Origin of the sequence: Pseudomonas sp. Sample_22, from assembly GCF_004307635.1 — a bacterium.
Classification (GTDB): Bacteria; Pseudomonadota; Gammaproteobacteria; order Pseudomonadales; family Pseudomonadaceae; genus Aquipseudomonas.
Map to the genome: position 1 here is coordinate 83,540 of NZ_RCNY01000083.1, position 7,634 is coordinate 91,173.

The following is a 7,634-nucleotide window of genomic DNA, read 5'->3' on the forward strand; positions in this document are numbered from 1 at the left end:
AGCCCCTTAAATCCACAACTTCTTGAAGTCACGACCGCCGAAGATCAGGTTGACCATCGCGCGGGTCACCATGATGGCCGTGAACATCGAGGTAAAGATCCCGAGGGACATGGTCACTGCGAAGCCTTTGACCGGGCCGGTGCCCATGGCAAAGAGGATGCCGCCGACCAACAGTGTTGTCAGGTTGGCGTCGAGAATCGCAGTAAATGCCCGGCCGAAGCCTTCGTTGATTGCACGCTGCACGGTCATGCCGGCGGCGATCTCTTCACGAATCCGCGAGAAGATCAGCACGTTGGCGTCGACCGCCATACCCATGGTCAATACGATACCGGCGATACCCGGCAGGGTCAGCGTTGCACCCAGCAGCGACATCAAGGCCAGCAGCATCACCATGTTCACCGCCAGCGCGACGGTGGCGATGATGCCGAAGAAGCGGTAGATGGCGATGATGAACAGCGAGACGAACAGCATGCCCCACAGCGACGCATCGATACCCTTGGTGATGTTGTCCGCACCCAGGCTCGGGCCGATGGTGCGCTCTTCAGCGAAGTACATCGGCGCCGCCAGACCACCGGCACGCAGCAGCAGCGCCAGCTCGGACGATTCGCCCTGGCCATTCAGGCCGGTGATACGGAATTGCGCACCCAGCGGCGACTGAATGGTCGCCAGGCTGATGATCTTCTTCTCTTCCTTGAAGGTCTGAACCGGCACGTCTTTCTCGACGCCGTTGACCACTTGCTTGACGTAAGTAGTGACCGGACGCTGCTCGATGAAGATCACCGCCATGCTGCGACCGACGTTCGAACGGGTCGCACGGCTCATCAGCTCGCCGCCGTGGCCGTCCAGACGAATATTCACTTCCGGAGTGCCATGCTCGCCAAAGCCAGCCTTGGCATCGGTTACCTGGTCACCGGTGATGATCAGGCCACGCTCGATCAGTGCCGCTGGACGATTGCCTTCACGGAACTCAAAGGATTCGGAAGTGGCTTTCGAAGCACCCGGCTCGGCCGCCAGACGGAACTCGAGGTTGGCCGTCTTGCCGAGGATACGCTTCGCTTCTGCGGTGTCCTGCACGCCCGGCAGCTCAACCACGATGCGGTTGGCGCCCTGACGCTGAACGATCGGTTCGGCAACACCCAGCTCGTTGACGCGGTTACGTACCGTGGTCAAGTTCTGCTTGATGGAGTATTCGCGGATTTCCGCCAGCTTGGCCGGGGTCATCGCCAGACGCAGCACCGGTTGGCCATTGAGGTCGGCCGGAACAATGTCGAAATCGTTGAAGTTCTTGCGAATGATCGAACGGGCCTGTTCGCGGGTCGCTTCATCACTGAAGCCCAGCTGAATGGCACCATCGAGTTGCGGCAGGCTGCGATAGCGCAGTTTCTCTTTACGCAACAGGCTCTTGACGTCGCCTTCGTAGACTTTCAGGCGTGCGTCGAGGGCTTTGTCCATGTCCACTTCCAGCAGGAAGTGCACACCACCGGACAAGTCCAGACCCAGCTTCATCGGGTGCGCGGCGAGGTTGCGCAGCCATTGCGGGGTGGTTTGTGCCAGGTTCAGCGCGACGACGTAGTCATCACCCAATGCCTTGCGCACGACGTCCTTGGCTGGCAACTGATCCTCAGCCTTGGTCAGGCGAATCAGCCCGCCCTTGCCACCGGCAGCCAGCGTGGCAGCCTTGACGTTGATCCCGGATTCCTTGAGCGCAGCGCTCACACGGTCCAGATCAGCCTGATTGACCTGCAGTGCTGTGCTGGCACCGCTGACCTGAATGGCCGGGTCATCAGGATAAAGATTGGGAGCGGAATAAATCAGACCGATCGCCAGCACCGCCAGGATCAGAATGTATTTCCACAGAGGATATTTGTTCAGCATCACGCCGCCCGTTTATGACGCGGGGCGCCTTGCGCGCCCCGTCGATTGAAAATGAAGATGAAACTTAGATCGCTTTCAGCGTGCCTTTTGGCAGCGTGGCGGCGATGGCGCCTTTCTGGAATTTCATTTCGACGGTGTCGGAAACTTCCAGAACCACGAAATCATCAGCCACTTTGGTGATCTTGCCGGCGATACCGCCAGTGGTCACGACTTCGTCGCCTTTCTGCAGGCTGCTCAGCAGGTTTTTCTGCTCTTTGGCGCGCTTGGCCTGTGGACGCCAGATCATCAGGTAGAAGATGACCAGGAAGCCGACCAGGAAAATCCACTCGAAACCGCCGCCCATTGGGGCTGCCGCAGGTGCAGCAGCGTCAGCCATGGCATTAGAGATAAAAAAGCTCATTTAGCACTCCAGTTGCAAATGTTGAATCTTGGGGTCAGAAAACTCAGTCCAAAGGCGGAACAGGTAACCCGCGTTTGGCGTAGAAGGCATCGACAAAGGCGGCCAATGTACCCTGTTGAATAGCCTCGCGCAAACCAGCCATAAGCACTTGATAATGACGCAAGTTATGGATGGTATTAAGCATGCTTCCCAGCATTTCGCCGCACTTGTCCAGGTGATGCAGATAAGCGCGGGAGAAGTTCTGGCAGGTATAGCAATCGCAGGTCGGATCGAGCGGCGAATCATCATGGCGATGGAACGCGTTTCGGATCTTCAGCACGCCGGTATCGATGAACAGATGCCCGTTGCGGGCATTACGGGTTGGCATCACGCAATCGAACATGTCCACACCGCGGCGCACACCCTCAACCAAGTCTTCGGGTTTGCCAACGCCCATAAGGTAACGAGGTTTGTCAGCCGGCATCATGCCCGGCAGATAATCCAGCACCTTGATCATTTCATGCTTGGGCTCGCCCACCGACAGACCGCCAATGGCCAGGCCGTCGAAGCCGATCTTGTCGAGGCCTTCCAGGGAGCGCATGCGCAAATCCTGGTGCATGCCGCCCTGAACGATACCGAACAGCGCCGCCGTGTTGTCGCCGTGGGCGTTTTTCGAGCGCTGAGCCCAACGCAATGACAATTCCATGGAAATACGGGCGACGTCTTCGTCAGCCGGGTACGGCGTGCATTCGTCGAAAATCATCACGATGTCGGAGCCCAGGTCGCGCTGGACCTGCATCGACTCTTCCGGGCCCATGAACACCTTGGCGCCGTCGACCGGGGAAGCGAAGGTCACGCCCTCCTCCTTGATCTTGCGCATGGCACCCAGGCTGAACACCTGGAAACCGCCGGAGTCGGTCAGGATCGGGCCTTTCCACTGCATGAAATCGTGCAGGTCGCCGTGCTTCTTGATCACTTCCGTGCCCGGGCGCAGCCACAGGTGGAACGTGTTGCCCAGAATGATCTCGGCACCGGTCGCCTCGATATCCCGTGGCAGCATGCCCTTGACCGTGCCATACGTGCCCACTGGCATGAAAGCCGGGGTCTCGACGGTACCGCGCGGGAAGGTCAAGCGACCACGACGAGCCTTGCCATCAGTGGCCAGCAGCTCGAAAGACATACGACAGGTGCGACTCATACTGTTTCCTCTGGGCCCGATTCTTTAGGGGCAGTCGGCGCAGGATTACGCGTGATGAACATCGCATCACCGTAGCTGAAAAAGCGGTATCCATTGTCGACAGCAGCCTTGTAGGCGGCCATGGTCTCGGGATAACCGGCGAACGCCGAAACCAGCATCAACAGCGTGGATTCGGGCAAATGGAAGTTGGTGACCAAGGCATCGACCACATGAAACGGCCGGCCAGGGTAAATGAAAATATCTGTATCGCCGCTGAACGGCTTGAGCACGCCATCGCGCGCGGCACTTTCCAGCGAGCGCACACTGGTGGTCCCCACCGCCACCACACGACCGCCACGAGCACGGCAGGCGGCAACCGCATCGACCACGTCCTGGCCGACTTCCAACCATTCGCTGTGCATGTGGTGGTCTTCGATCTTCTCCACGCGCACCGGCTGGAACGTACCTGCGCCGACGTGCAAGGTCACGAACGCCGTCTCGACGCCCTTGGCGGCAATCGCCTCCATCAGCACCTGATCGAAATGCAGCCCCGCCGTCGGCGCCGCCACCGCGCCCAAACGCTCGGCGTAGACGGTCTGGTAACGCTCGCGGTCGGCGCCTTCGTCCGGGCGGTCTATATAAGGAGGCAACGGCATGTGCCCGACGCGGTCGAGCAGCGGCAACACTTCTTCAGCAAAGCCCAGCTCGAACAACGCATCGTGCCGCGCCAGCATCTCGGCCTCGCCACCGCCGTCGATCAGGATCTTCGACCCAGGCTTGGGCGACTTGCTGGAACGCACATGGGCCAGCACGCGATGACTGTCGAGCACCCGCTCCACCAGGATTTCCAGCTTGCCGCCGGAAGCCTTCTGGCCAAACAGCCGCGCCGGAATCACCCGGGTATTGTTGAACACCATCAAATCGCCGGGGCGCAAATGCTCCAGCAAATCAGTGAATTGACGGTGTGCCAGGGCACCGCTGACCCCATCCAGGGTCAACAGTCGACTATTGCGACGCTCGGCCAAAGGATGGCGGGCAATCAGCGAATCAGGGAGCTCGAAAGTAAAGTCAGCAACGCGCATGATGGGGTTCGTCTAGCAGGGCCGGGAAGTCTAGCGGAAATATCAAAAATTCTCCATGTACCTGATTGACCAGCGGTTATCTCATCTCTATACTTCGCCGCCATTGAGCCCTGATGGCGGAATTGGTAGACGCGGCGGATTCAAAATCCGTTTTCGAAAGGAGTGGGAGTTCGAGTCTCCCTCGGGGCACCAAAATTAAGAAAGGTCTTGCTTAGCAAGGCCTTTTTTTTCGCCTGCAGAAAAGCACCAACCCCCACCGCCATCCTGTGGGAGCTGGCTTGCCAGCGATGCTTTTGATCTCCTCCCCCTCGGTCAGTAAAACACTCATCAAGGATTCCCCCCATGGAATTGCACCTGGAAACCGTCGCCCTCTTCTCCCTCAAACTGGCTTATGAATCGGAAGGCCAGAGCCCGATTTTGCGGGATGATCTGGTGATGGGTGATTACCAGCGGGATGTGTTTGAGTTGCTGGTGCGGCGGGGGGATGTTGAGGGGATTCAGGTGAAGGTGGGTGAGTGTGTTGGGTTGGCGTTGGAGGCTGTTGGGGGTGTGGATAAGCCGTTGGGGCGGGAGTTGGGGAGGTTGGCGGCTGAATTAGCAGGTATCCAGACGATGGAGCAGATTGATGCGCCACTCATCGCTTTAAAGGACTATTTGAAAGATATCCAGTGATATGAGCATTTGTTGTCGAGACATTGCGCATTGCAGTTGCCAACCTGCTGCTTGAGTAGACCTATCAGTTCTGCTAGTACCCCTACCTCGCCAGTTATTCAATAATGAACGCCTTCACTTGGGATTTCAGAGGTGTTCACCCATGACTGCCCGAAGCGAAACTCTACTGTGCCAATATCGCCATGATGCCCTCGACCAGCTGGTCGGTAACGTGATGCAAGGCGAGCAAGAGCGTCAGCACTTCTACTGCAGAAATCGCCTCTGCACAGAGATACAGGGGAAGACAAGCCACTCCATCCTCCAACACAGCGACCAATTGTTGGCGCAGCTGCAGAGTGAGGGTGATGTGTCCCACACCATACTTCTGGCCAGCGATCAACAACGCTCGGTATTGCAGACGCTCAAGACCAATCATCAACCACAATCTTTCGCCTACTTGCCTTATGGACATAGCCCCTTTACAAGTGGGCTACTCAACATGCTTGGCTTTAATGGTGAGCGCAGGGATCCGCTGACGGGAAATTATTTTTTGGGGAACGGATATCGGGCGTTTAGTCCGGTTTTGATGCGATTTCTCAGCCCGGATCATTTAAGCCCGTTCGGAGAGGGTGGCTTTAACGCATATGCCTATTGCGAAAATGATCCAATCAATTATGCAGACCCGACGGGTAAAGCAAAGCTTCTTCTTATCGCGCGTAGAATTTTCAACCAATCAAATGTATCCAACGCCTTATCCAGAGTTAAGAATAGTCTAGGCAGTATAAAAAAAACCAAAGCAATAAAAACAGTAAAGAAAACCACACAGCCTATCCCTCCAAACACACAGCAAACAAACGCTCCTGCGACAACAACAAACCTTGGCAAAACGCCCGACACCTCCAAGAACCTAAGCGCGCTTGCGCATAAAAAAATGGACGTCAATAAGTCTTCTACAACTCAAAACAGAACCCGCACAGCCCCTATTCTTAACGATACTAATCCTGACAGGTGGGACATTCGACTCAGGCCGCGCGCAACTCAGCGTGTCGTTAAACCGCCAGTTTCACCCTCAATTCATAAGTACGCTCTTCCTGACGGGTGGGGCGGATTACTACCCAACGACCCCAGACTGCAACCCGTTGTTCAATTAATCCGCATTACGGTTTAATCATCCATGGAAAACACTGTTAAATTCCAGGACAGGTGGCCATGCCGTAGTAACGGTACTTCGTTTCGATCAGAAAAATGAAAAATGGAGACGGATTTATTTCGAGTTTAACCCACTAATAAATGTGCCCCCTTTTCCTTCAGGCTGGAGCGAGAGTGAGCATGTGTAGTCCGTTACAGAGTTGAGGGTAGTGGCGCGACGCTACTATTTTGCCAATTTGCTGTCCACTGGCAGCCCAAGGGGTAGGCCCCATTTCCTGCCTACTGGGAGTTGGGTTCAGTGCAGGACATTGCCAACTCTAATCAAACAGCCTATAGCGCAGTTCTTTGCCAAAGAAAATAGATACAAAATACAAAATAAACCCAGCCCACAGACTGACTTTCATTACATCCCTAAATAGCTGCTTGCAAGAGGAACGATAGTGATTGACTACGGCGCCACATATCGTACCAACTGAGAGCAGAATCAACGACAGTGCTGGCACAGCAACATCCAAACCTTTGAACTCCAACAATTCTGAATGAAAGCGATTTCCATAAGGTAGCACGAGATACTCAAACCAAATCGCATAACCGGCGAATGATAAAAATATAAAGGAAATTAAACCGAGCACGATCGTTAATCGATTTTTATGTACCCGCGATACAGTTTCTTTTTTTGATTCATGCCTGGACTTTCTACATCCATAACAGAGACCGATTTTAATCCCTCTTGTTCTTTCTTCATTTAATGCGCCACAGCATCTGCACTTTCTTGCTATTGACTTGAATTTTCCACGAGCCATCCGTCCAAGCCCTTCGTTATGTATGACTCACCATTAAGTCCATTGCTGCATTGCAGATCCGAGCAAGGCCAACCCAAGGAAATCCGCCTCAAAACTCGCTTTAGGCCCAAACGACATAAAGCGAATAAAGGAAAATCGTAAAAAAGAATACGCCGCCAGTGATCCACGGCGCTAACAACTTTCTCTTGAGATGAAGCGGCAGATTCTCCAATTCATTTTCTTCAATAAGGCCTCGTCTCTCGCAAAACTTAGGAATCAAAAACATTAAAGCAATTGAACAATTTCTAACAACTGAGCCTAGCAACCCCAAGCCTGACAAACCTTTTCGATTAATCGCAACAAACTTACTTTTTCTAAGATATTTTTCAATCAACCCGGTATATAAGTAAGAGGACAAAAATATCCAGCATAATGCAAAAAATAAGCATATCATTGAAACTAGCGCAATGTAGGCCAATACAACCTCAGTCATAGCAAAGCGCCCCTATATAATATTTCACCAATTTGCTCTCCAGCTA

General features: G+C 54.4%; 8 protein-coding genes and 1 tRNA gene. 3 read left to right on the plus strand and 6 right to left on the minus strand.

The features are described from left to right. Positions 1-6 precede the first annotated feature (6 nt). The 4 genes from secD to queA form a co-directional block, all read right to left on the minus strand. The gene (gene secD, locus D8U73_RS22295; protein ID WP_130905817.1) at positions 7-1,875 is read right to left on the minus strand and encodes a protein translocase subunit SecD; all 1,869 of its coding nucleotides are present in this window, start codon (positions 1,873-1,875) and stop codon (positions 7-9) included. A gap of 64 nt (positions 1,876-1,939) precedes the next feature. Then, on the minus strand, positions 1,940-2,275 hold the full coding sequence (yajC, locus tag D8U73_RS22300) for a preprotein translocase subunit YajC (RefSeq protein WP_007956696.1): 336 nt from the start codon (positions 2,273-2,275) through the stop codon (positions 1,940-1,942). Between the two features lie 43 nt (positions 2,276-2,318). Continuing rightward, on the minus strand, positions 2,319-3,434 hold the full coding sequence (gene tgt, locus D8U73_RS22305) for a tRNA guanosine(34) transglycosylase Tgt (protein WP_162250580.1): 1,116 nt from the start codon (positions 3,432-3,434) through the stop codon (positions 2,319-2,321). Positions 3,435-3,448: 14 nt separating this feature from the next. Further along, positions 3,449-4,513, minus strand: coding sequence for a tRNA preQ1(34) S-adenosylmethionine ribosyltransferase-isomerase QueA (gene queA / locus D8U73_RS22310; protein ID WP_116581895.1), 1,065 nt, complete (start codon positions 4,511-4,513; stop codon positions 3,449-3,451). A gap of 107 nt (positions 4,514-4,620) precedes the next feature. Between queA and D8U73_RS22315 the strand changes: the two genes are divergently transcribed. From D8U73_RS22315 to D8U73_RS22325, 3 genes are all read left to right on the plus strand, one after another. Then, positions 4,621-4,705: transfer RNA gene (locus tag D8U73_RS22315), tRNA-Leu, on the plus strand. A 150-nt stretch (positions 4,706-4,855) separates the two neighbouring features. Continuing rightward, the gene (locus D8U73_RS22320) at positions 4,856-5,185 is read left to right on the plus strand and encodes a hypothetical protein (RefSeq protein WP_130905818.1); all 330 of its coding nucleotides are present in this window, start codon (positions 4,856-4,858) and stop codon (positions 5,183-5,185) included. A 142-nt stretch (positions 5,186-5,327) separates the two neighbouring features. Beyond that, the gene (locus D8U73_RS22325) at positions 5,328-6,332 is read left to right on the plus strand and encodes an RHS repeat-associated core domain-containing protein (protein ID WP_130905819.1); all 1,005 of its coding nucleotides are present in this window, start codon (positions 5,328-5,330) and stop codon (positions 6,330-6,332) included. A gap of 298 nt (positions 6,333-6,630) precedes the next feature. On the opposite strand, the gene D8U73_RS22330 is transcribed toward D8U73_RS22325, so the two are convergent. Together D8U73_RS22330 and D8U73_RS22335 are read right to left on the minus strand one after the other, a co-directional pair. Further along, positions 6,631-7,116 (minus strand): hypothetical protein, encoded by a 486-nt coding sequence (locus tag D8U73_RS22330; RefSeq protein WP_130905820.1) that lies wholly within the window; start codon positions 7,114-7,116, stop codon positions 6,631-6,633. A gap of 100 nt (positions 7,117-7,216) precedes the next feature. After that, positions 7,217-7,588 carry a hypothetical protein gene (locus D8U73_RS22335; protein WP_130905821.1) on the minus strand — a complete coding sequence of 124 codons (372 nt, stop codon included), beginning with the start codon at positions 7,586-7,588 and terminating at the stop codon, positions 7,217-7,219. Positions 7,589-7,634 lie beyond the last annotated feature (46 nt).